Origin of the sequence: Azospirillum rugosum (assembly GCF_017876155.1) — a bacterium.
GTDB lineage: Bacteria > Pseudomonadota > Alphaproteobacteria > Azospirillales > Azospirillaceae > Azospirillum > Azospirillum rugosum.
This window is the reverse complement of the sequence record NZ_JAGINP010000017.1, coordinates 103,095-124,761: the sequence shown is the minus strand read 5'-3', so window position 1 is coordinate 124,761 and position 21,667 is coordinate 103,095. Positions and strand designations below refer to the sequence as shown.

Here is a 21,667-nt window from a genome sequence, read left to right as displayed (position 1 = left end):
CCGCGCATGCTTGCGGGCTTGCTCAGGGCGACTTCTTCCCACCGGCGAGAAGCGCCCCAGTGTTGCCGCCTGCCTCGGGCTACTGTATCACAACGCACAACGGTTGTTGCTTCGTGAGGCTTTTTGTTTCACGCACGCCAACAAACAGCGCAAGTGGGGGCGGTATGGCGGTGTCACCCCTGTACATCGAGTTGATGCAGGCTTTCGACGCGCGGCGGCGCGGCTTGGGCTGGTCCATGGCGAAGATGGACGACATGAGCGGGCTGCAAGACGGCTATTTCGCGAAATGCCTGCATGCCGGCAGGCCTTCCGGCCGCCGGGCCGGCTGGGAAATGCTCGGCCTGATGTTCACCGCGCTCTGGCGGGACGGGGCGCGCCTGGCGGTGTTGCCGGCGAACAGGCCGCCGGCGGCGGAGCGGGAAGCCCGCGCGATCGATCCGGTGCGGCCTGGGGCAGTCGCCAAGTGTGTCTATGCGGCGCTGCTGGAACAGATTGACGCGCGGCGGCGGGCGCTGGGCCTGACGGCGACTGATGTTGACCAGCGTTCCGGGGTTCGCCCTCTGGGCACCCTATGGCGGGCGCTTCTGCCGGAGGGCGATTCCCGGCGCGAGGTCGTTGAATGGGACGTGATGGATCTGTGGCGGCAAGCCCTCTGGCCGGCGGGCGTGCGGGTGGCGGTGTTCTCCGACGTTCCCACGACCCGGCGCGCGTCGAACGACAACGGCGAGCAGCTCGCGCTTGATCTGGAGGTCGCCGGGCCGCACGCTACGTTGACGATCTGGCGCGGTCGGCGGCGAAAGCCTCGGAAGTACACGCCGGGCGGTTGTGATCGGCGGCGGGCGGCGTGACGTTGCGGCGTCGTCACGATCATCGTTACGTTCACTCTGTGACAGCGCTGTGACAGCGCTGTGGCAGACGTTACGTCAGCGCTGCGAAAGCGTCCGGTTTTTCTGTGGCTTTGGCACGCGTAAACCCGCCCCTTTCCCTATGTCGTTGATCCGCCATAGGATGCCCCCCAAATCGCGGCGGAGTTCCGACGGCCTTTGCGGCGGAAACGGGCCGCCTTCCAGCGGAATTCCGGCGGAACTGGCCGGGGCTGAGCTGGGCCGCAGTTTCGCCAGCGCCTGGCTCATGGCTAAGCTGTGGCTGGGCTACCACTCGTCAGGATCAGGGCGTCGAGGCCGGATTCGTTGACCGTCGTCATTTCCTGATCGCCGCCAAGGGTATCGCTAGTAGCTATACCCTTTTCGTCATCGTCCAAGTTGCCGGGCGCGGATGGAGCGAGCCATTACAAGCCCGCTGGATGCGTTCTGCCGCTCTACAGCCATATGGGTAGCGGATACCTCGCCAGAACGCACCACGGGCCACGGGGCGGGCTGCGGCGGGGGTGTCTGGTGGCGGGGTTGGGTGTTGTGGAACGCTACGCGCGCGCGAAGGTCGATGCGGGTTCCTGGTGCTGGTCCTGCTGGTGGTCGATCTGGCCGGGGCCGAGTTCCCGACACAGTACGCGCGCGTGTGCGAGGGGAAATCGCTGTGGGTTCAGGGGGTTGGGGTTGGTGGTGTGGAGTTAGTGAACGAGTACGCGCGCGCACGCGAGGGAAACGGGGCTATTTGGGTCGCCGCTGGTGCTGGCCGGGTTCCTGCCTCGCGAACCAGTACGCGCGTGCGCGTGACCTCTGAACACCATGAAAAGGGGTACGGTGAAACCGTAACCCCTGAACCGCTACGTGCGCGCGCCCCCTGGCCGGACCTGGATCGGTCGATTCCGTGCACGGACGAGCGGGAAAGGCGTCGAGAACCGGCGCGGATCGCGACAAGACATCAAGGGGTTGATCACGCCCGCGATCTGCTGGCCGGCCTGCGCAACCCGCTGAAGGGGAACGGGAAGCGCCTGGGCGTGGGCTGGAGGAATGTCGCGTTCCGGGTCAAGGGCGGGCCTTCCTGCTGGTCTTCGCCTGGGAGCGGTTCTCGTTGGCCGCTTCGGCGCGGCGGCGGTGCATCTCGGTCGTGTAGGCCTTGCGCAAGGCATTTATCAGATCAGGGAGCGCGTCGACCGCGACGGCAACGCCGCGTCTGGTCGGCACGCGGCCCAGGGCTGACCGGTCGCTCGGCGGGTCGCTGAAAATCCGCACGTCGGCGAAGCGGTGCCCCTTGTAGGTCCCGATGCGCACGCGGATTTCCTGGCGCCGGTTCTTGGGCAGGGTGGCAATCAAGGTCGGGTCGGACACGCGGGCTCCTCCAGGATCAGGCGAACAGGTCGAGCTGCACGGCGCGCTTGCCGCGTTTCCGGCGCTGACGCGGCGGCTTCGGGCGCGGCGCCCGCATGGTGAAGAAGCCGATGATCAGCGCACCCTTGCGGCGGCGCTGACCAGACTGCTGCTGGGCCTCGACGTCCGGCGCAATGCCGGCGGCGTTCGTGTTGGAGTTCATGCTGTTCACCCCGCCTTCAGAAGATCGCGCAGCGCCTGCGCCGTCGGTTCGGCCAAACTGCGCCGCCCGGATTTAAAGTTCGCAAGTTGGGGCCGGCTTAGTCCTATGCGGTCAGCAATCCGTTGCAACTCGCCCGGCGGCGCATGCTCCACGTGATCCCGCAGCTCGCCGCGAAGCCCGTCAAGCCAGCGCTCAAGGTCGAGCTGCCGGTCGTCGTTCGCCGGGGCAGGGACGGAAACAGCCGGCATGCCACGGCCTTCCGCTCCATCACCACATGGTAGATTATAAGTGTCCCGCTGGTGGGACTGTGAAGACCCTGAAACAGCGGATGACGGTCCCGCTGGCGGGACTGAAACAGGCAATGTTGTTGCGGAACCTTGTTTCATGTCCCGCTGGTGGGACTGTGGGTCCCGCTGGTGGGACTGTGTTTTGTTTCCGGTTGGGTTTGAAACAGCGGTGCGCTGTGCCGGCTGCCACCGCATGAAGTCCTTCGACGGTGTTGCATCGCCGAACCGCTCAGCGGTCAGTTCCCAGGTACTGGCCTCTTTGGTCTTCAGCGTGAACGTCGACGCCTTCCGCTGCTTCAGAAAGCCCAACTCCACCAACTCTCCAAAGGCACGACTCGCAGACGAACGGGAAATGCCGATCCCCTCGGCCTCTCGCACGGCATAGGCGATTTCTCCATTATTGGCTCCGTTGTGCCGCTGCCAGACGTCGATGAGCAACGCTTTCGCATTCGGGCTCAAGGCTCGCCATGCTGGACACTTCAGCATGTAGTGCGGCAACGCGATGAACCGGACGGTTTCGTTCCGGCCGGTTGCGTTGGATCGTGAGCGGCGGGGCTTCTTGAGCATCGGCGCTCCGAATCAAGCCGGGGTGTTCTGGTTGGCGGCTTGGGTACCGAACGCGGGCGCTCGCTGCACCCGTCCCTTTTCGGCCTGCCGCACATTCCAGGCCTCAGCGTCGGCACGGCGGATCAGAAGGCGCCCGCCGTCGCGGAAGAACGGCGGCGGATCGTCGCCCGCCAGCCGGCGACTTAGGGTTCGGTCGCTGTAGGCGTAGAGCTTGCAGAACTCCGCCTTCGTAATATTGCCGATAAGATCCCCGGCGGGTGAGCTTGCCATAGGTTGCACCGTCCCCAGAACGAACACGATAGGAGCCTACCACGTTCGAGCGGGGTTCGCCATTCCTCGCCAAGCATCGCCACCGCACGCCAGAAAAAGATGGGCAGCGAATCCACCCCTTACTCTGCCGCGCGCTCCAGCGCGGTCTTCACCGCCATGTGCGAGACTTTCAGCCCGTGGCGTTCCTCCACCTGGGCGGCGATGGCACGGAAAGACAGGCCTGCCGCTCGCAGCTCGCGCATGGTGGCAAGGGCGACCTGCTGCTCCGGGATCGGGAAGAGGCGCGCGTCCCGGCCGGCGCCCTCCACCCGGTAGCCGAAGGGCGCGGTTCCGCCGATGTGCCCGCCCTTCGCCTGCTTGCCGGCTCTGCCCTCCGCCAACCGCTCCTTGATGCGCTCCCGCTCGAACTCCGCGACCAAGGCCAACATGCCGAAGAACATCTTGGACACGCCGTTTTGGGTGACGGGCTCGGCCCCCATGTCCGAAACAATCAGGTCAATGCCACGCTCCTTCCATGCATTGACGGTCGCCAGCGCGTCGGCCGCGTTGCGGAACCCGCGGTCCAGCTTGGCAATGATCACGGTGTCGCCTGGGCGCAGGACTGAAAGCAGCTCCTGCCCTGCCGGCCGCTCGGCCAGCGCCTTGCCCCCCGACGCGCCCGGCTCCTCAAACATGCGGTCCACCGTCCGGTCACCACAAACGGCTATCGCCTCGATCTTCCTCCGCTGCGTCTCCAGGCTGCTCTTGTCGTCTGCCGCCTGCTCCGCCGTGCTGACCCGCGCATATCCGTAAACCGCCATGATCGCCCCCCGTGTAAGACACTTACACGGTAATCAGCCTTACAGAGAGTGTCAAGCCCGTAAAGGGGCCTTACATCGCGACTGTTCAGAACTCGCCGTGTGGATCACGCGGCGCTTGGGTTTCGAGTTCGTGTTAGTGGCTGAGTGTCGGTATGTGCCCTGCCGGGCTTGTCGCCCACGCCCGGTCTATGCGTGGGGGTGCTGAACGAATTCCCTGCGCGGGAACCGGAACCGCCAACCGGCACAGCACCCGGCACACCAGCCGAACGCGACCGACACTCGGAACCCGTTGGTGCGCACGTCCTTTCCGGCGGCTGCGGCACAGCGCCGACACGCGAGCGACACACTGACCGGCACATCTGGGCCGAAGCGGGACCGCAACCGGGTCCGCTGCCTCGCCCCTGCCTCACCGCTGCCTCGGTCCCTGCCACGCTGCTGTCTCTCTGACACCGAAAGTCTGCGCTGCGTCAGATGGTTGCGGCTGGTCGCCCTGCCTCGGTTGGTGTCTCGGTGCGTCGGTCCTGCGTCACGCCTGCGGCGGACCTGGCTGGCGCCGGTCGTCCCTGTGCTGCCGGGCCGGCGGCATGGCTGGCGGGCGGGACGGGCGGCGGCCAGGGGCCAGGGCCAACCCGGATCGGCCGGCGCTGCCCGGGGGGCCGCGCGCGCCGCCGCAGAGGGGGGGGTGCCTTCGCGCGCGGGTGGGGGGTGGGGGGGCAAAAACGCCGACGACGAATCCCGCCGGGTCATCTCCTCACGATTTTGCCCCCAAACCATGGACCGAAATTTTCTTACGCGGTCCCTACTCCATAGACCAATGCGGCGGCGGCGAACGGGTCCACGCCCTGCGGGACGGCGCGGATCGCCTCCAGGTACCGGCGATGCGCGGCTTCGGTGATCGGCTCGAACTCCTTCACCAACCGCCATGCCTCCGTCCATTGGAAGAACAGCGCGTCGTTCCGGAACCCGGATTCCTCCAGCTCGACCCGTAGACGCTCGGCGCTATCACGAAGGGCGCAGTCATCCCTGACGGACGCGTGCCATGCAGCCTCGGCACGGAGCATCTCCAGGACGGCGAAGCCCCCGTGAATGCAGGTCATAACTGGTCCCCTTTGCGCTGGTCGATCTGCTGCGCCCGATGATAGCGCGGCGCACGGATGGCTCAATGGCGCCGTGCTGCGGCTGGCCGATTTCGTGCGTTGGGTTGGCCGGGTTGCGTCGGGCGTCGTGCCTGCGTCGCAACTACCGCGGGCCGTCTCAATGCTTCCCCTCTCCGCCTCCGATCTGGCCGGCTTCGTCGGCCTCGCCCTGGTCGCCGTCTGGCCGCTGCTGAAAGGCCGGCGCGCCCTGCTGGCCGGACAGTCCGCCAGCACCGGGGCCTTCCTCGTGCACTACCTGCTGGCCGGCTCGGTGACGGCCGCCGCGATGTGCGGCCTCTCCATCGTCCAGGCGGGTGCCGCTTGGTCCGATGACCGGAGCTGGTGGCGCAAGGCTCTCTTCGTCGCCACCCTGCCCGCTCTGGCCCTGCTGGCGTCCCTCACCTGGGCGGGGCCGGCCTCGGCCTGGTCGGCGGCGGGCCTCGCCCTCGCGACCGTGGCGCGCTGGCAGGTCCGGCCTGACCGGCTGCGGCTGCTGTTCCTGCTCGCCGCAGCCGCTTGGATCGTTCACGACGTGCTGACCGGCAGTGTGCCGGGTCTACTGGCGGACCTGCTGTGCGCGGCCTCGCTGGCCTACGGATGGGCCCGCGGCGCTGGCCGGGCTGCGCCGGCCGGGGGTGTAGCGTGATGGCCCCGCAACGCCTCCTGATCGAAACCCTGCCCCTGGGCTCCGGCCCCCTCGCCCCTGCCCTGGCCATCGCCCGCGACACGCTGTGCGCCCGCGCGCTGGCCGCCGGTATGACGCTGGTTTTGTCCGACGATTGGGCGGAACTGGAGCGGCTGAACCTGCGGAACCGGGATGGCTGGTTCCCGCTGCTGCCCAAGCCCGCCAGCGCGCCGGCCTTCTGGATCGGCGGCGTCGATGCGGACGGGTCGGTGATTGCCACGCATGGCGCCGTGCTGGTCGACTGCTCGGCCGCGAGCTTCGGCGCGCGCCTGGCGGACCTGTCGGCGATGCACGATCCCGGCGATGCGCCGGCGGACGAGTGGGCCTTCGTCGCCAGCGAGGCCGCGCACGACACGACCGGGTCGGTGGCCTGGATCACGTCCGGCTGGAACCGGCCGGACTGGCGCGGGCGCGGGCTGTTCCACCTGCTGGGCGCCGTGGCGCGGCTGGTGGCGCTGGTCCGCTGGTCGCCGCGGTGGGTGGTCGGGCTGGTCGACCCGGAGACGACGACGGCGTGGGCTGGCCGCTGCGCGGGCCGCGCGCGCCTGGAGCCCCGCCCCGGCGTCCTCTACCACCAGAACGGCGTCGGGCGGCTCCCGCTGCACGTCATGCGCTGGAGCCGCCCGGCGGTGCTGTCGGACCTGGGGATTCCCGGTTCAGTGAATGGTCAGCACGTCGATCGCCGACAGGACGGCGCGCCGTCCGCCCTCTGACCAACCGACCACGGCCCCGGTGTAGACGAAGGGCCGGCCAAGCCCGGTGACCGAGAAGCGGTTGAACACCGCTTCCCCGGCGCCCATGGCCTCGGCGTACTCCGCCCCAACGCGGTGCGCGAACTCCTCGTGCGGGTCCAGGTCCACCGGCTGGTTGAGGACGGAGCGGCCCCACGCCCGTCCGAGAACCCGGAGCGTGGGCGCGCCGATGTAGCAGAACCGGAGCGGATCGGCCGGGCCTTCCGACGCGAGGAAGGTGCACCGGTCCAGAAGCCCAGCGGTCTTCAGGTAGGCGAAGACGGACGGCGTGAGGGTCCGCTGCCGGCGGCATTCCTCAATGATCGCCCGCTGCCAATCCGCGGCGGTGTGCATGGGAAGGCGCTGGGCCTCAATGTCGAGGGCTGCGGGACGCGGTGCGGCGCCCTGGCGGGTGAACTGCAGGATGGACATCACGCGGCCTCCTGACGATAGGCGCCGGCCATGGCGGCGTAGATCGCGCGGGCCTGCTCCGGGTTGATGCCGCCCGCGGCGGCCCCGGCCTCCAGCATGGCGTCGGTTGGCGTGTCGGGGATGCACAGGCTGGAAGGGGCTGCGCCCTGGAACGCCGCGATGGCGCTGGCGAAGCCGTCCGTTCCCTTGGGCTGGTCGAACGCTGCTGCGGCGCTCTCCGGATCGATCCGCGCGAACACGGAACACAGGCGCACCGCAGCTGTCTGCAACAGCTCATCAATTGCCCGAAGGCTATCCAGGGCGCGACCAACGCCTTCCGTGAGTATCACGAACGCGCCTTTTCGGTCGTCGCGAATTCTCAGTTCCAGCTCGCGGTCATTCCATTTCAGCATTGCGACGGACGCCCGCGCGTGAACGCTGACGCATTTGAGGTGGCCGTCTATCCCCTCGCGCACCGACTGGAGTTGTTCAGGCGGAAATGCGGCTTCGAAAGTCGTCGCGGCAACACCGGTGGCGGTCAACCGGTCGTCGCTCTGGGCCTGCTGGCCGAGCACCTCGTCCAAACCCCGTCGGATTTCATCCTGAGTGCCCGGCGCAAAGCGCCTGCCGATGCTGGGGAAGTCGAGGTTGCGCAGCGCCTCGGCCTCGGACTGCTGGAGATTCCGCAGATCCTCCAGCATGCTCCGGCGTGACACCGCGGCGAACTCCGCCGAGTAGATGGCCCCCGCTGCCGCTTTACGTGCCTCGTCCGTCGAGCTGGGCATGAGCGGGCACAACTGTTCGGCCAAGGGCGGGCCGCGCTTGGCGCGCTCGTCCGCCTCCAGCTGCTCCTTCTGCCGCCGCTCATCCGCTCCGCGTTCCGCCTTCCGCAGCTCGGCGGCGTCGTCCAAGCGCTTCACGGTGGGTTCGGGCAGGTAGCCATGCTGTGCCAGATAGGTGCGCTCGTTGTCCGTCAGCACAACCCCGGCGATATAGCCTTCCTCCCTATCCAGGGTGCCCACCTCGCTTGCGAAATGTCCGTAGGCTGCCAGCGACTCCAGCACCAGTGGCAGAACGTCGAGGGCGCTGGCCTTCGCCTGCACGTAGCTGGCCAACAGTGCGAACACCTCCGCACCCTGCTCGGGGGTGAACAGGCGCAACAGGTCGGCGGGGGAGGTGTTGACGACATCCCCCGGGCGGGCGGTGAGGAAGGCGCGGCGCTCGTCGTCCGTGCTGGGGGCCTCGGGCGCGTCCAGGTCCGGCGGCGGCGGGACCGTGCGCACGATCTCCGTCAGCGTCTCGCCAGCGTCGGTGCGGATCGTGTCGAAGGCCCCCCCTTCCTCGTCCAGGATGACGCGGACCTTGAACAGCCGGCCAGCCATGGTTGGTGACGGGGTGTCGTGGAACTTGCCCCAAAGTCGGTACTGAAGCTGCGAGACGGCCTCCCCAAACCAAGCCAGCGCGTCGGCTTCGTCGCCTTCGGCCGCGTCGTCGTCCAGGCGGCTGAGGGCCGCGCGCACCTCGTCCGCACGGCGCCATTCGCGGTAGGCGGTGACGACGGCGGGGGAGAGTTCCCCGAAGTTCAATCCGGCCGGCGTGCGAGACAGGATGGCAAGCGCGCGCTGGATGGCCGGGGCGTCGTTCGGGCCGTCGCCCGCGGCAAGCCCGGTTTCTGGATCGGCCAGCAGTTCCAGCAGCGCCAGCGCGTCGGCCGTGGTGACGGGCTCGGCCGCGAGGATGGCGGCGGCCAGCTTGCCGCGCTCCAGGTTGATCGCGTCGCCCGCCTGGTCGTCGGCCTCCCGCTCGGCCCTCCCCATCTCCCGCCACTTCTCCAGCGCCTGGGCGAACGTCATGGAGAGTTCGGGAATGGTGGTGCCGCCCTCCGCGGCTTGGGCGGCGTCCAGCGCGTCGCGGAATGCGGGCGCCCCGCGCGTCCGCAGCGCGTCGAGGGCGGGGAACAGGCGCAGCGCGTCGAAGGCCATGCCGGCGGCAAGCCGTCCGTCCTGCCCAACGGCTTCGGCGATTCCTTCCGGAAGGAGGATGCCGTTGATGTTACCGGCGGGCCAGCTGTGGGCGCCCTGGTAGGCGATGTACGCCTTAATCGACATGCCCACCGGGCCGCTGGCCGGCGTTCTGGCGATGGACTCGGTAAAGTCGTCGTCCGCGTCGGCCAAGGCCAAATACACGGGGTCATCGTCCGGCGCCGTCCGGCCAATCTCGGCCCACTTCTCCCGGTTGCTGACCATTTGCTTGAACAGGTCCAGGATCGCGGCGTCGCCCGATCTTCCCGGCTGCTGGTGGGGTGTGGTATCGTCCTGGTGCTGCATGTTGATTGGCCTCTTCGTGCAGAGTTGCGATAGGCGCCCCGGCTGTTGGTAGCGGCCGGGGCGTCGTCGTTTCTGGCGTCGCGTCACTCGTGCTGCGTGAAAGCGGTGTCGATGCGTGCAAAGAGGACGACGGGCTGGCACCCGAAATCCATCCCGCACAGAATACTCGCCTGCTCGGGTTCGGCGATGGGGGCGGTCTTACCCGTCGAGACGCGCAAGGCGGCAGACGATCCGACAACACCGGCAACAATTCCCCGCATGAAGCTGCGGCGCGGCATGTTCTTGGTCGGCATAGGTTCTTTCTCCAAATGGCCTGTGAAAATCAGGGCTTCACTGACGCTTCAAATCCGAACTACCGTTTTCCTTCCTCCTGCTGGTGATCATCCGTTCAAGGTCGGCAAGCGCGCCGTGCAGGAGCTGTTCGGGCTCCTGTCCTGCCCCGGTGCCGTGCGGGCCAAGGGCAAGCCGCAGCTTCACGGCCAAGCCCTCCAGGTCGGTTGCCGGTGTGTCCGCGATCTGTCGCTCAACCCGGCGCATGGCACGCCACAGCGGGCGCCACGCGCGGCGGGGAGCGTCGGCGGGGAGAGCGTCATAGGCGGCGGACAGCTCGTGCAAGCGGGCCTCCAGGTCCTGCAGGACGGCGCCGCGGGCGGCCTGGGCGTCGAGGAAGGCGGACAGCCTTTCCAGCACGGGCACATCCGAACGGTTCATCTCGTCGGCGCCCTGGATCAGCACGCCCCGGAGCACCGCGGCGGCGTCGGCCATGGTGTTGATGGGCGCGCCGTAGATCGCCTTCACCTCGGCGTCGATGGCAAAGCCACAGGCCGCGCATTCCGCGCTGCCTTCGTCCGCTTCCCACAGCTGCTCGAACTCGTCTCGAAGGCGCACAAGGTCGGCGACGCGCTGCTCAACCGGGGAGCCGTCGGCGCCATTCCGCCCGCGGCGCTGGCCCCGGAGCGCGCGGCCGATGTCGCGGCGGAGGGACTGAAGCGCACCATCGGGATCTTCGCACGACGCCTTGGCATCGGCGAAGCGCAGCCCCACGGCCGTCTTGGCGTGCATCTCCTCCAGCGTGCGGGCTGGGGTCGTCATGATCTGCGCGGCCAGCGTTGAGGCCTCCCGCTCCCAGCGCACCGATTCCGCGTGGGCAGCCTCGGCCCCGCACGCCTCCTTGGCAGCTTGGTAGGCGGCCCACTTCTCGCGGTATTCCGCCGTCAGCCGCTCCCGGTCGATGTCGAGAAGGCGTTCCTCCTGATCGATCCGGTACAGCCCCTCCACGATCCCGCCACCGGCATAGGACGGCATGCAGACCAGCGGCCACGGCGTGTCCATGGCCTCCTCGAGGTCTTCACCGATCCGAGCGAAGCGCGCGCCCTGCCGGATGGCGTGGCGCCACTGGCGGTACAGGCCCAGGACAGAGGGGGCGGCGCTGAGCGCGGCAGCTTGAAAAGCATCCCGCATTGTGGCTTCCATGTCTCCCGTGATGTGTTACACATAACGGGCGACGGGAACACCGTCAAGCGAAACGCATTACGGATGATGTGAAAAGCATGATGACCTCTGCACAGCTCAAGGCGGCGCGGGCGCTTCTCGATTGGAGCCAGCCGCAGCTTGCCGAAGAGTCGGGGCTATCGCTGCCGACGATCCAGCGAATGGAGAAGCTTGGGCCGCAACGCAGTGTGGCGGCGAACGTCGATGCCGTCCGGAAGGCATTCGAGGCGAACGGCGTCAAGTTCATCGCCGAAGGCCCCTACCACGGCGACGGTGGGCCGGGCGTGCGCTTGGACAAGGGTGGGCCCCTGTTCGGCTGAGCCTAACGCTTCCCGCCCTGGCCGCTGCCCTGCCCCTGGTCGCCATCTTCCGGAATGCGCGCGGACGCCAGCGCCTGGGCAATGTCGCGCATGCCCGATCGGTAGCCGTCGAGGGCAGCGGCGAACTGATCCGCCGTCAGCTCCGATTTTCGGAGTGCGACAATCACGGCCTGATCGGGCGCCTCGCAATAGGCCATCATGCGCGCGGCGGCGTGCCTCCTGTCGGTCGCACCCTCGGCCGCTGCATCGGCCCAACGATGCAGGCAAGCGCGCATGACCCCTGTTCGGCGGTCAACCTCCTCGTCGCCCTGGTAACTCGGGGCGGTGACGAAGGGGGCCGGCGCTGGCGATGCAGCAACCATCATCATGAACAGGATGGAGCCGAACAGGGCGCGCGACTGCATGGCGGGTTCCTCGGCTGGGGCAGGCCAGCGTACTGCCTGCAATCGAGCTGGCGCAACCGGACGGGATGCCCGCGCGACCCGCGAACGGGCGGCGAACGAATCGGCCATTCCGTGTTGCGCCCGTGTTGCACCGAGCAACACGAACTAAATGCAACTCGTCCGAAAATGGCGTGTTTCAGCGGTTTTCAGTTAGTGCGAGTTGGCTTCAATCGGAAACGAAAAAGCCCCGCCAAAGCGGGGCTAATCCATTGATCTGTAATCGCTTTCGGATGGCGACCCCAGCAGGGCTCGAACCTGCGACCTATCGCTTAGAAGGCGATTGCTCTATCCAGCTGAGCTATGGGGCCCCGGCCCGAGGTCAGAAACGCGGCCGATCGGTGCGGAAGTTGTCGGCGTAGTTGCGCGGACGGACGCGGCGCACCGGGGCATCCTGGACGGTGTAGTCCCACCCCTTGCGCTCGGCGAAGGCGACGGCCTCCTCCTGCGTCTCGAAGCCGATCTTCACCTGGTTCAGGGTGTCGCCCGAGCTGATCCAGCCCATCAACGGCTCCGGACGGCGCGGAGTCTCGATTTCGTATTCGAGCTGCCAACGATGCGTCTTCGCGCGCCCGGACTGCGTGGCCGCCTTGCTCGGCTGGTAGATCCGGACCTTCATGACGCGGCATCTCCTCTGATACGTGTGCGTTGCATCTTCGTTCACGTTCTTGGTCGGGGCGCCCGGATTCGAACCGGGGGCCTCCAGTACCCAAAACTGGCGCGCTACCAGACTGCGCTACGCCCCGACGACGCGGAGTGAAATACACGAACCCCGCGAGAACAGCAAGGAGCAGGCGCGACTATCCGACTGGGCAGCCCGTCCGTATGATGTAGCACGGCGCCGGCCATGCCGCACTGCGTCCTTCCGCCACGATCCGCCCCCTATCCTCTTTTCCGCAGACCGGAATGCCAGCCCCCCGCCTCGCCCTCTTCGTGCCGAATCTGCACGATCAACCGCAGCAGCGCGCCATGGTCGCCCTTGCCAACGCCATGCACGGACGGGGCTTCGCGGTCGATGCCGTCGCGCCGATGGGCGGCGGGCCGCTTCGCACGGCGCTCCGGCGCGGAATCGGCCAGATCGACTTGGCGAAGCGCCACACGCGCACGTCCGTCCTGTCCCTGGCGCGAATCCTGGCGGAACGGCGCCCGGCCGGCCTTCTGGCGCCGGGGGGTGACGCCGGCCTGGTCGCCCTGGCGGCCGCGATGCTGTCCCGCAGCGGAACGCGCGTGGTGCTGGTCGGCCGTGCGTCGGACGAGGCTGGCGGGATGCGCGCCCTCCTGAGCCGGTTCCTGCTCCCGCGGGCCGCGGCGGTGCTTGAGGACTCCGGCGATCCGCACGCCCTTGCCGAGCGCTGCCTGAGCGCCCTCGGGCTGCCCTCGTCACTCGTGGCGCAGGGCGTCGATGGGGTTCAGCAGTGAGGCACGCCGCGCCGGGTAGAGGCCGAAGAACACCTCGACGAGTCCGCTGACCACGACCGCCAGCACCACGGCATCCATCTGGATCAGCGTTGGCCAGCCGGCGAACTGCGCGACCACCACCGCGGTCCCGACGCCGTCAACCACGCCGATTCCGGCCCCAATGATCGACAGGGTGGTCGACTCGATCAGGAACTGCATCAGGATGTCGCGCCGCGGCGCCCCCACCGCGAGCCGCAGGCCGATCTCCCGCGTGCGCTCGGTGACGCTCACCAGCATGATGTTCATGATACCGATGCCGCCGACCAGCAGCGACACGGCCGCCACCGCGGCCAGCAGGAAGGACAGGGCGCGGGAGGACGCGTCGCGCGTGGCGGCCACCTCCGACAGGTCGCGCATCCAGAAATCGTCCTCCTGCTCCGCGTCCTTCAGCGCAAGGTCGGAGCGCAGGATCTGCGCCGCCGCGTTGGCGGCGTTGGCCCGGGCGTTCGCGACCTCGGCCCGCGCCCGGTCGAGCTGCGCCACCTGCTGGTTCAGCGTCGCCTTGGCCGCCTCCCGGTCGGCGCGGGCCTGGGCGAGCCGGGCGTCGATCTGGTCGCCGTTCAGCCGGGCCAGCACCTGCCCTTCCCGCACCTGCCTGTTGAAATCCGCGTACAGCTCCGCGATCTGGCCCGAGAGCTGGGAGCCCACCTCCACCGTCACCAAGGCACTCAGCGCCCCGGTTGCCGTGATGCTGCTGACGAGCGGCCCTTCCTCCACCCGCGCGGTGCGGTAGGCCGGCGCGGGCTCCGCCTGAGCCAGCACGAACCGGAGAACACTGTGGGCAATTCCCGCGGCGAAGTCACGAGGTCCGCAGGAGACCTCGCGGAGGCGTTACTTCGCGGTGCCGAAGGCCTTGTACAGCACGCGGTCGCCGGCGCGGATGCCCAGGCGCGCGCTCATGCCACCGTTGATCTCCAGGATGCCCTTCACCGGCCCGGCGGAGTTGACGGCGTCGAGCGAGTGCGGCACCGCGTTCTGGTGGATGTTGACCACCTTCCCGTCGGCGCCGATGAAGATCATGTCGAGCGGGATCAGCGTGTTCCTCATCCAGAAGCTGGCCGGCTGCGGCCGGTCGTAGAGGAACAGCATGCCGGCGTCGGGGGCGAGCTTTTCCCGGAACATCAGCCCCTGCATCTGCTGCATGGGGGTTTCCGCCAGTTCGATGTCGAAGCGGTAGTGCCCGCCGGCCGCGGTTTCGATGACCAGGGACGAGCGCGCGAAGGTCTCCAGCGCCGCCGCCGGGAGGGCCGTCAGCAGAATCGCCATGCCGAGGAAAAGGCCCCGCAAAGTCCGTCCAATCCCCATCCTTGCAAGCATGGCACCCAATCCGCGTTGAACCCTGTGGAGCGGGACGATGCCGCTGCGCCGGGCACCTGTCCAGTGCCGTTACGCGGCGGACCGGTCAGCGGTCGACGCATAGAGATTCTCCTTCACCGCCGTCACCGACCGGATCTGGTAGCCGGGCCTGGCGCTGAACCGGCGCGCCGTCCGTTCCGACGCCTCGCGCTCGGATTCGGCCCAGACCAGATACTCGCGCCCGCGCGCCCATTCGACCGCCAGCGGGTGCATGGCGTCGATCTCCCCGATCTGCGTGTTCACCACGGTGACCAGCCATTCCTTGTCGCTCGGGTTGCGGCGGTCGGTGAGGATCAGCATCTGCGGGCGCCGCCTGGCTTTCGCCTCGGCGAGGCGGCGCTGGATCTCCGACTGCTTCTTCCGCGCCTCGACCGTCTCGGCGAGGATCGACTCGATCTCCTTGGTCAGGGCCTCTTCCTCGCGCTGGAGGCGGGACAGCGTGGCTTCCAGCTTGCCGGTGGTGTCGCGGGCGGCACGGACGCGGGATCGGGACTGGGCCATGCCGCCCTCCATCATCAGCAGCACGTTGCCCAGCCAGGCGCCGATGGCGATGATCGCCAGGATGATCAGAAAGTTGATCATCATGTCGCGGTGGCCTTCGCCCTGGGCGCGCCGGCCTTGCGCGGCACCTGCGAACGCGGGAAGGCGGTCGTGAAGCCCATCTTGAAGGGGAAGGCGACCTCGACCAGCTGCTTGGCCTCGTCCATGCTGGAAGCCCAGACCTCCGCGACGTTGGCGCAGCGCCAGATCGGGTTGACCTGCGCGCGCTCCCCGGCGGCGCGGGCGGCCGAGGACGCCTTCTCCTGCGCGATGGTGACCAGGAACTTGGTCATGCCCGCCTGCGGATCGCCCACCTCGTGCACGAACAGCGGCGGCTGCTCGGCGATTTCGGCGATGGCGCGCTCCATCTTGCGGTTGTCCGTGTCGATCCGGTGCTTGTCCGCGGCGACCTGGTTGCGGCGCTGGACCATGACGTTCACCCGGTCCTGGATGTCATGGGCCTGCGCGTGAAGCACGTAGATGCGGTTTTCCAGCTGCTCCAGTCCCGCGCTGCGCAGGACGAAGCCGGGCAGGAAGTCCTTCATCATCATGGCCACGGGAACGGCGACGAGCATCATCACGGCGATGGCGACGAGGAGCAAGGTGGTGTTCGACATCGTCCTGCTCCTCCTTCCGTTTGCGCGTGGTCATGCCGCCGCTTCTCCGTTCCTCCGGCAGCGCGACTCGGAGTCGAAGAGTCACCGATTCACCCTGAAACGTCAACGCGCCGTCGCCGTTCAGCCACTGGGCAAAGCCCCTTCCATGGCCACAGCGACAACGCGCCGCACAGCGTCGCGCACCGGTCCCGGCCGCGGTGCATCCGCCAGTGTGTTGAACCAGTGCTCCGGCGGGTTCCGCCCGGCGGCGCGGTGCCAGGTCAGGCCGCGCAGGACGCGCTCCGCATCCGGGGTCGGGGGCACGGCGGGGTCGATGCCGTTCAGCACGGCCCACACCCCGGCCCAGCAGCGCCCGACGGACCACGGGTTGTAGCCCCCGCCGCCGACCACCAGCATCTTCGGGGCGAGCCCGATCAGGTCCCGCACGGCGCTCCACAGCGCGGTGTTGGACAGCTCCAGCCGGCTGAGCGGGTCGTCGGCGAGCGCGTCGGACCCTGTCTGCACCACCACCACCTGCGGCCGGAAGGCCCGACCCAGCGGCAGGACGGCGTTCGCCATCAGGTAGGCCAGCTCCGTGTCGTTGAAGCCCGGCGGCACCGGCAGGTTCCGCGCCATGCCGCCGGCCCGGTCCTCCGCCTTGCCCGTGTAGGGCCAGCGCCCGTCCTCGTGCACCGACAGGGTCAGAACGCGGTCGTCGTCGGCGAAGGCGTATTCCACCCCGTCACCGTGGTGGGCGTCCAGGTCCACATAGTAGACGCGCTCCACCCCCGCGTCGAGCAGAGCCAGGATGCCCAGCACCGGCGCGTTGAGATAACAGAAGCCGCTCGCCCGGGCGGGGTGGGCGTGGTGCGTGCCGCTGGCGGGGCTGTAGACGATGCCGGCGTCGCTCTCCACCAGCAGCCGGGCGGCGAGGATCGCGGCGCCGGTGCTGATGGCCGGGCGCCGGTACATCTCCGGAAAGATCGGGTTCTCCAGCCGGCCGAGGTTGTAGCGCTCCCCGGTCTCCGCATCGACTCGCTGGGCCGCCTCGGCGCGGTGGAGGGCGGCGATGTAGTCGGGGGCGTGAAAGCGCGCCAACTGCTCCGGCGTTGCCTGCGGGCTGTCGCGGTAGACCGGGTCGGGCAGCCAGCCCATGGCGCGGCTGAGGTCGATGGTGGTGGAAACGCGCGGGATGGCGAGCGGGTGTTTCGGGCCGTAGCTGGAGCCCCGGTAGATCTCGCTGCCGATGAAGAGGGGGCGTGTGGTCGCTGCTGTGGTCATGGGGTGTTGAGGTGGCGCGACCCGGGCTTTTCGTCAACGCTCCCTTGCCCCATCCCCATTCCGCCCTTTTTTCATCAACGGATACCGGGGAGGGTCGCGCAATGACGGGTTACGGCCGGATCGCGGGCATGGTGCTTCTGCTGACGCTGCTGGCAGCGGGGGCCGCCCGCGCCGAGGAGCCGGTCGACCTCGAACTCGTCCTGGCCGTCGACGTGTCGGGCAGCGTCGACCCGGAGGAGGCGCGGCTGCAGCGCGACGGCTATGTCGGCGCGCTGACCAACCCCAAGGTCCAGGCGGCGATCCACGGCGGGCCGTATGGCCGCATCTCGGTGGCCTATGTGGAATGGGCCGGCGACAGCTTCCAGCGCATCGTCGTACCCTGGACGATGCTGAGCGACCCGACGAGCATCGAGACCTTCGCGTCCTCCGTCGCCGAAGCGCCGATCGCCTCGGCGCAGTGGACCTCCATCAGCGGCGCCATCGACTTCTGCACCCGACTGTTCAACGACAACGGCTTTGAGGGCACCCGGCGGGTGATCGACGTGTCCGGCGACGGGGTGAACAACCGCGGCCGCCCGGTGGAGTGGGCGCGGGACCAGGCGGTGGCCGCCGGGATCACCATCAACGGCCTGCCCATCCTGAACGACCGCCCGAACCCCTGGGGCGGGTCGCCGACGCTCGACCTCGACGGCTATTACCGCGACCATGTGATCGGCGGGCCGGGCGCCTTCCTGGTGCCCGCCGTCAACTTCGAGGCCTTTGCGGACGCGATCCTTGCCAAGCTGCTGCTGGAGATTTCCGGGCGGACACCGGGCGCTCGGCCGGGGAACGATGTCGCGGCCCGCTGAGCCTTGCCCGGCGGTCGCCGACTTGTCATAGTCGCGTCTCTTCACTGGGGGGAGCCGATGGTCGGCTGAGAGGTCCCGGAACGGGACGACCCCTGGAACCTGATCCGGATCATGCCGGCGAAGGGATCAGTGAGCCGATGAACGCGCCCCTCCGCCCGAACACCCTTGCGCCTGACCCGCTGTCGATCACCGTGACCGGCGCGCGCCTGACCTATGGCGGAACGGAGCTGTTCGCCAACCTCGCCCTGACCATCGAGGCGGGGATTACCACCTGCCTGCTGGGGCCGAGCGGGGTCGGCAAGACCACGCTGCTGCGCATGGTCGCCGGCCTCGCCGAGCCGGAACCCCCGACCGCCATCGACACGAGCGACGGTGCGCCGCTGCACGGGCGCGTCGCCTACATGGCGCAGCAGGACCTGCTGCTCCCCTGGCTGACGGTGCTCGACAACGTCCTGCTCGGCGCACGGCTGCGGCATGAACGGCGGTCCCCCGCCCTGGTCGCCCGCGCCCGTGCGCTGCTGGACCAGGTCGGGCTCGCGGGGCGGGAGGCGGACCGGCCCGCGACCCTGTCCGGCGGGCAGCGGCAGCGCGTCGCCATCGCCCGCACGCTGATGGAGGACAAGCCGCTGGTCCTGATGGACGAGCCCTTCTCCGCGCTGGACGCGCTGACCCGCCTGCGCCTGCAGGACGCGGCGGCGGAGGCGCTGGCCGGGCGCACGGTGCTGATGATCACCCACGACCCGCTGGAGGCGCTGCGGCTCGGCCACCGCATCCACGTCATGACCGGGCGCCCGGCCACGATCGGCCCGGCGCTGGAGCCACCCGGCCTTCCGCCGCGCGCGGTGGACGACCCGGCGCTGCTGGCCTTGCAAGCCGAACTGCTGCGGAGGCTGGCGGGATGAGGCTGTTGCGCGCGCTGATCACCGCGGCGGTTTTGTTGGCGCTCTGGCAAGGCGTCGTGTCGCTCACCGGGGTGCCGCGCTACATCCTGCCGGGGCCGCTGGCGGTTGCCGACGCGCTGCAACGGCAGGCGCCGCTGCTGGTCCGGCACGGGGCGACGACGCTGACGGAAATCCTGCTGGGCCTCCTCCTCGGCGTGGCGCTGGGCGGGGCGAGCGCCCTGACACTGGCGAGCTTTCGCACGGCCCGGCGCTGGCTGATGCCGCTGCTGGTGGTCAGCCAGGCGATCCCGGTCTTCGCGCTGGCGCCGCTGCTGGTGCTGTGGCTCGGCTACGGCATGGCGTCGAAGGTCGCCATGGCGACCCTGGTCATCTTCTTCCCCGTCACCACCGCCCTGTTCGACGGGCTGCGCCGGACGGAGCCCGGCTGGCTCGATCTGGCCCGCACTATGGGCGCGTCGCGCCGGTCGGTGCTGTGGCACATCCGCCTGCCCGCCGCCCTGCCCGCCTTCGGGTCCGGCCTGCGCGTGGCCGCCGCCGTGGCGCCGATCGGCGCGGTGATCGGGGAGTGGGTCGGATCCTCCTCCGGCCTCGGCTACCTGATGCTGCACGCCAACGCCCGCATGCAGATCGACCTGCTGTTCGCGGCGCTGGTGGTGCTGGGCGTCTTCGCGGTGGCGCTCTACGCCGCGGTCGACGCCCTGATCCGCCGGGCCCTGCCCTGGCAACCCGACACGCACCCTGCTGAGGAAAAGGACTGATCGCATGAAACGCACTTTCGCGGCGGCGGCGCTCGCCGCTGGCCTTCTGACGGCGCTTCCGGCCGCGGCGCAGGACAAGCTGAGCGTGCTGCTGGACTGGTTCGTGAACCCCGACCACGCGCCGCTGGTCGTCGCGCAGGAGAAGGGCTTCTTCAAGGACGTCGGGCTGGACGTGACGCTGACCGCCCCCGCCGACCCGAACGACCCGCCGAAGCTGGTCGCCGCCGGCCAGGCGGACCTCGCCATTTCCTACCAGCCGCAGCTGCACATCCAGGTCGGCGAGGGACTGCCGCTGGTCCGCGTCGGGACGCTGGTCTCCACCCCGCTGAACTCGGTCGTCGTGCTGAGGGACGGGCCGGTGAAGACCATCAAGGACCTGAAGGGCCGCAAGATCGGCTTCTCGGTCGGCGGGTTCGAGGACGCGCTGCTCGGCGCCATGCTGGAAAAGCACGGGCTGACCCTGAAGGACGTGGAGCTGGTGAACGTCAACTTCTCCCTCTCCCCGGCCTTGCTGGCGGGGCAGGTCGACGCGGTGGTCGGCGCCTTCCGGAACTTCGAGCTGAACCAGATGGACATCGAGCGGCATCCCGGCCGCGCCTTCTACCCGGAGGAGGAAGGGGTGCCCGCCTACGACGAGCTGATCATCGTCGCGCACAAGGACAAGATCGCCGGGGATGGCCGCATCAAGCGCTTCCTCGACGCGGTGGAGCGCGCCACCCTCTACATCCTGAACCACCCGGAGGAGGCGCAGGCCGCCTTCGTCAAGGGCCGCCCGGAGCTGAACGACGACCTGAACCGCCGCGCCTGGGCCGACACGCTGCCGCGCTTCTCCCACAGCCCGGCGGCGCTGGACGCCGCGCGCTACACCCGTTTCGCCGAGTTCCTGAAGGCGCGCGGGCTGATCAAGACCGTCGAGCCGGTGGAGCGCTACGCGGTGGTGGTGAAGTGAACGGGGATCGCGCCCAAAGTCCCCTCTCCCCTCTGGGGAGAGGGTTAGGGTGAGGGGGTCCCGCCATGTTGGTACGTCGGACAAAAGCGCAGCCCCCTCACCCGACGCCTACGGCGTCACCCTCTCCCCAGAGGGGCGAGGGTACAACCCGTTGCCATCCGGCCTTGTTGGACGTTACCTATGATCCTCAGGGGAGCGCCTACAGACCGTAGGTGGGCGAAGCCGGAAACAACGGGTGCGGACATGCCGATCAAGACCATCCTTCTTCACATGGCCAACGACGACCGGCACGGCGCACGCCTCCAGGCCGCGGTCGGGCTGGCGGAGCGCTTCGGCGCCTTCGTCGAGGTGCTGTACGTGGCCACGCCCGTGTCCATGCCCGCCGCGGTGACCGGGCGCGGCGCCTCCTACGGCTACATCGCGGAGGCGACGGCCATCGCCCACGAGAAGGCGGAGCAGATCGAGCATGAGGTGCGGCAGGCGCTGAAGGACTGCTCCTACTCCTGGGCGGTGGTCGAGGGCGACCATGTGGAGCTGCTGGCGGAGCGCGCCACCTACGCCGACCTCGCCATCGTCACGCAGAGCCAGGGCGACAGCCTGGACGACCGGGTGGTGTTGCACGTGCCGGACCGGCTGCCGCTGGAGACGCCCTGCCCGACCCTGGTTCTGCCGCACGACTTTGCGCCGGACGCGGCCATCGGCCGCCACGCGGTGATCGCCTGGAAGAACACGCGGGAGGCCGGGCGCGCCGTGCGCAACGCCATGCCCTTCCTCCAGGCGGCGGAGAAGGTCACCGTGCTGACCATCGACCCGCCGGGCCACACGCTCGACAGCGGGCGCGACCTGATGGTCTGGCTGGAGCGGCACGGCGTGCGCAGCCATCATCAGGCGAACATCCACCAGGGCGGCGACGTGGGCGAGGTGATCCTGACCTGCGCCCGCGACCTGGACGGCGACCTGCTGGTGATGGGCGCCTACGGGCATTCCCGCCTGCGGGAGATGGTGCTGGGCGGCGCGACGCGCACGGTGCTGGGCCAACTCGCCCTGCCCGCGCTGATGTCGCACTGACGGGTGCGAAGCGCCG

27 protein-coding genes, 2 tRNA genes and 1 riboswitch are annotated in these 21,667 nt (G+C 68.9%); of the genes, 10 read left to right on the top strand and 19 right to left on the bottom strand.

The annotated features are described in order from the left end of the window. The first annotated feature begins 164 nt into the window (after positions 1-164). Positions 165-848, top strand: coding sequence for a hypothetical protein (locus J2851_RS22310; RefSeq protein ID WP_209768991.1), 684 nt, complete (start codon positions 165-167; stop codon positions 846-848). A 1,077-nt stretch (positions 849-1,925) separates the two neighbouring features. Here J2851_RS22310 and J2851_RS22305 read toward each other — a convergent pair. The 6 genes from J2851_RS22305 to J2851_RS22280 form a co-directional block, all read right to left on the bottom strand. Beyond that, on the bottom strand, positions 1,926-2,228 hold the full coding sequence (locus J2851_RS22305; RefSeq protein WP_209768990.1) for a hypothetical protein: 303 nt from the start codon (positions 2,226-2,228) through the stop codon (positions 1,926-1,928). 16 nt (positions 2,229-2,244) lie between these two features. Next, positions 2,245-2,430, bottom strand: coding sequence for a hypothetical protein (locus J2851_RS22300; RefSeq protein ID WP_209768989.1), 186 nt, complete (start codon positions 2,428-2,430; stop codon positions 2,245-2,247). A gap of 5 nt (positions 2,431-2,435) precedes the next feature. Beyond that, complete coding sequence (locus J2851_RS22295) at positions 2,436-3,284, bottom strand: helix-turn-helix domain-containing protein (RefSeq protein WP_209768988.1); 849 nt, start codon at positions 3,282-3,284, stop codon at positions 2,436-2,438. A 12-nt stretch (positions 3,285-3,296) separates the two neighbouring features. Continuing rightward, entirely contained in the window at positions 3,297-3,554 is a 258-nt protein-coding gene (locus J2851_RS22290) for a hypothetical protein (RefSeq protein ID WP_209768987.1), read from the bottom strand. Positions 3,555-3,673: 119 nt separating this feature from the next. Beyond that, positions 3,674-4,354, bottom strand: coding sequence for a recombinase family protein (locus tag J2851_RS22285; RefSeq protein ID WP_209768986.1), 681 nt, complete (start codon positions 4,352-4,354; stop codon positions 3,674-3,676). 788 nt (positions 4,355-5,142) lie between these two features. Next, entirely contained in the window at positions 5,143-5,451 is a 309-nt protein-coding gene (locus J2851_RS22280) for a hypothetical protein (RefSeq protein ID WP_209768985.1), read from the bottom strand. Positions 5,452-5,611: 160 nt separating this feature from the next. Between J2851_RS22280 and J2851_RS22275 the strand changes: the two genes are divergently transcribed. Together J2851_RS22275 and J2851_RS22270 are read left to right on the top strand one after the other, a co-directional pair. Then, on the top strand, positions 5,612-6,136 hold the full coding sequence (locus J2851_RS22275; protein ID WP_209768983.1) for a YgjV family protein: 525 nt from the start codon (positions 5,612-5,614) through the stop codon (positions 6,134-6,136). Beyond that, on the top strand, positions 6,136-6,888 hold the full coding sequence (locus tag J2851_RS22270; protein ID WP_209768981.1) for a hypothetical protein: 753 nt from the start codon (positions 6,136-6,138) through the stop codon (positions 6,886-6,888). The genes J2851_RS22275 and J2851_RS22270 overlap by 1 nt, the downstream gene beginning before the upstream one ends. Here the strand turns inward: J2851_RS22270 and J2851_RS22265 are convergent. From J2851_RS22265 to J2851_RS22250, 4 genes are all read right to left on the bottom strand, one after another. Next, positions 6,832-7,338 (bottom strand): hypothetical protein, encoded by a 507-nt coding sequence (locus tag J2851_RS22265; protein ID WP_209768978.1) that lies wholly within the window; start codon positions 7,336-7,338, stop codon positions 6,832-6,834. The genes J2851_RS22270 and J2851_RS22265 overlap by 57 nt on opposite strands. Further along, positions 7,338-9,644 (bottom strand): hypothetical protein, encoded by a 2,307-nt coding sequence (locus tag J2851_RS22260; protein ID WP_209768976.1) that lies wholly within the window; start codon positions 9,642-9,644, stop codon positions 7,338-7,340. Before J2851_RS22260 ends, J2851_RS22265 begins: the two co-directional genes overlap by 1 nt. A gap of 83 nt (positions 9,645-9,727) precedes the next feature. Beyond that, positions 9,728-9,937: a hypothetical protein gene (locus J2851_RS22255; RefSeq protein ID WP_209768975.1), complete on the bottom strand. Its 210-nt coding sequence runs from the start codon at positions 9,935-9,937 to the stop codon at positions 9,728-9,730. Positions 9,938-9,974: 37 nt separating this feature from the next. Further along, positions 9,975-11,105 carry a hypothetical protein gene (locus tag J2851_RS22250; RefSeq protein ID WP_209768973.1) on the bottom strand — a complete coding sequence of 377 codons (1,131 nt, stop codon included), beginning with the start codon at positions 11,103-11,105 and terminating at the stop codon, positions 9,975-9,977. 89 nt (positions 11,106-11,194) lie between these two features. Here J2851_RS22250 and J2851_RS22245 point away from each other — a divergent pair, with 89 nt between their 5' ends. Continuing rightward, positions 11,195-11,455, top strand: a complete 261-nt coding sequence (locus J2851_RS22245) for a helix-turn-helix transcriptional regulator (protein ID WP_209768971.1) — start codon at positions 11,195-11,197, stop codon at positions 11,453-11,455. Positions 11,456-11,457: 2 nt separating this feature from the next. On the opposite strand, the gene J2851_RS22240 is transcribed toward J2851_RS22245, so the two are convergent. From J2851_RS22240 to J2851_RS22225, 4 genes are all read right to left on the bottom strand, one after another. Continuing rightward, entirely contained in the window at positions 11,458-11,859 is a 402-nt protein-coding gene (locus J2851_RS22240) for a hypothetical protein (protein ID WP_209768970.1), read from the bottom strand. 270 nt (positions 11,860-12,129) lie between these two features. Beyond that, positions 12,130-12,206 (bottom strand) — tRNA-Arg (locus J2851_RS22235). Between the two features lie 11 nt (positions 12,207-12,217). Next, positions 12,218-12,514, bottom strand: a complete 297-nt coding sequence (locus tag J2851_RS22230; protein ID WP_209768969.1) for an ETC complex I subunit — start codon at positions 12,512-12,514, stop codon at positions 12,218-12,220. Positions 12,515-12,564: 50 nt separating this feature from the next. Next, a tRNA-Pro gene (locus tag J2851_RS22225) sits at positions 12,565-12,641 on the bottom strand. Positions 12,642-12,801: 160 nt separating this feature from the next. Here J2851_RS22225 and J2851_RS22220 point away from each other — a divergent pair. Further along, positions 12,802-13,314 carry a hypothetical protein gene (locus J2851_RS22220; protein ID WP_209768968.1) on the top strand — a complete coding sequence of 171 codons (513 nt, stop codon included), beginning with the start codon at positions 12,802-12,804 and terminating at the stop codon, positions 13,312-13,314. Here J2851_RS22220 and J2851_RS22215 read toward each other — a convergent pair. The 5 genes from J2851_RS22215 to J2851_RS22195 form a co-directional block, all read right to left on the bottom strand. After that, complete coding sequence (locus J2851_RS22215; RefSeq protein WP_307420082.1) at positions 13,276-14,115, bottom strand: FtsX-like permease family protein; 840 nt, start codon at positions 14,113-14,115, stop codon at positions 13,276-13,278. The genes J2851_RS22220 and J2851_RS22215 overlap by 39 nt on opposite strands. A gap of 69 nt (positions 14,116-14,184) precedes the next feature. Continuing rightward, entirely contained in the window at positions 14,185-14,640 is a 456-nt protein-coding gene (locus J2851_RS22210) for a DUF192 domain-containing protein (protein ID WP_246500843.1), read from the bottom strand. Positions 14,641-14,739: 99 nt separating this feature from the next. Continuing rightward, positions 14,740-15,294: a hypothetical protein gene (locus J2851_RS22205; RefSeq protein ID WP_209768967.1), complete on the bottom strand. Its 555-nt coding sequence runs from the start codon at positions 15,292-15,294 to the stop codon at positions 14,740-14,742. Further along, positions 15,291-15,866 (bottom strand): hypothetical protein, encoded by a 576-nt coding sequence (locus J2851_RS22200; protein ID WP_209768966.1) that lies wholly within the window; start codon positions 15,864-15,866, stop codon positions 15,291-15,293. Before J2851_RS22200 ends, J2851_RS22205 begins: the two co-directional genes overlap by 4 nt. Positions 15,867-15,986: 120 nt before the next feature. Next, a complete protein-coding gene (locus J2851_RS22195; RefSeq protein ID WP_209768965.1) occupies positions 15,987-17,126 on the bottom strand; it encodes an acetoin utilization protein AcuC in 1,140 nt (379 codons plus the stop codon). A gap of 101 nt (positions 17,127-17,227) precedes the next feature. Here J2851_RS22195 and J2851_RS22190 point away from each other — a divergent pair, with 101 nt between their 5' ends. The 5 genes from J2851_RS22190 to J2851_RS22170 all read left to right on the top strand — a co-directional run bounded on the left by J2851_RS22190 (position 17,228) and on the right by J2851_RS22170 (position 21,651). Continuing rightward, positions 17,228-17,974 carry a DUF1194 domain-containing protein gene (locus J2851_RS22190; RefSeq protein ID WP_209768964.1) on the top strand — a complete coding sequence of 249 codons (747 nt, stop codon included), beginning with the start codon at positions 17,228-17,230 and terminating at the stop codon, positions 17,972-17,974. A 37-nt stretch (positions 17,975-18,011) separates the two neighbouring features. Next, positions 18,012-18,118: riboswitch (TPP riboswitch) on the top strand. Continuing rightward, positions 18,112-18,876, top strand: coding sequence for an ABC transporter ATP-binding protein (locus J2851_RS22185; RefSeq protein ID WP_209768963.1), 765 nt, complete (start codon positions 18,112-18,114; stop codon positions 18,874-18,876). Its footprint overlaps the riboswitch before it by 7 nt. Next, positions 18,873-19,634 (top strand): ABC transporter permease, encoded by a 762-nt coding sequence (locus tag J2851_RS22180; RefSeq protein WP_209768962.1) that lies wholly within the window; start codon positions 18,873-18,875, stop codon positions 19,632-19,634. Before J2851_RS22185 ends, J2851_RS22180 begins: the two co-directional genes overlap by 4 nt. 4 nt (positions 19,635-19,638) lie before the next feature. Beyond that, a complete protein-coding gene (locus J2851_RS22175) occupies positions 19,639-20,583 on the top strand; it encodes an ABC transporter substrate-binding protein (RefSeq protein ID WP_209768961.1) in 945 nt (314 codons plus the stop codon). 243 nt (positions 20,584-20,826) lie between these two features. Further along, a complete protein-coding gene (locus J2851_RS22170) occupies positions 20,827-21,651 on the top strand; it encodes a universal stress protein (RefSeq protein WP_209768960.1) in 825 nt (274 codons plus the stop codon). Positions 21,652-21,667: the final 16 nt, after the last annotated feature.